General features: G+C 60.9%; 1 pseudogene. It reads right to left on the bottom strand.

Annotated elements, in window-relative coordinates:
* Positions 1–112: 112 nt before the first annotated feature.
* Positions 113–565, bottom strand: a pseudogene (locus tag ILT46_RS12005) (IS5 family transposase); the annotation flags it as partial.
* Between the last annotated feature and the right edge of the window lie 16 nt (positions 566–581).

Raw genomic sequence — 581 nt, forward strand, 5'->3', positions numbered from 1 at the left:
AAATGTTCTGACGACGGACAGCCGCTAGCCGGGTTTCCAGGGAAGATGAGAGCTATGACGTAGTGTCGCCGAAGCCGTTCGGTCTTCATGCGACCGCCATGCCTACCGCTGCTTAGGCCGCGTTGACAAAAGACTTCAGCCATAGTCGGGCGGCAGCGAGGTTGAGGAAGCTCTCGAACGACAGGACGGTCTTGTCATAGCGGGTGGCAATTCGGCGCTGCTGCTTCAATTTGCCGAACATCCGCTCGATGCGGTTGCGATCCCGGTAGCGGCGATAGTCTGGATGGACTGGAGCTTTCCGGTTCGACCGGGGCGGGATGATGGGCAGGATGCCGCGCATGAGCAGATTTTCGCGGAAGCGGTCGCCGTCATAACCCTTGTCGGCCAGCAGCGCCGTCGGCTTGGCCAACGGCAGCGCCATGAGATCATCGACAGCAGCATAGTCCGAGGCTTCGCCACCGGTCAGGATGAACCCGATAGGCAGTCCTTGATTGTCGCAGCGGGCGTGGACTTTGCTCGTAAAGCCGCCGCGCGATCGACCAAAAGCCTGCGCAAGAGCCCCCCTTTATGGATGGCCCGCC

Origin of the sequence: Qipengyuania sp. YIM B01966 (genome assembly GCF_016461955.1) — a bacterium.
GTDB lineage: Bacteria > Pseudomonadota > Alphaproteobacteria > Sphingomonadales > Sphingomonadaceae > QFOP01.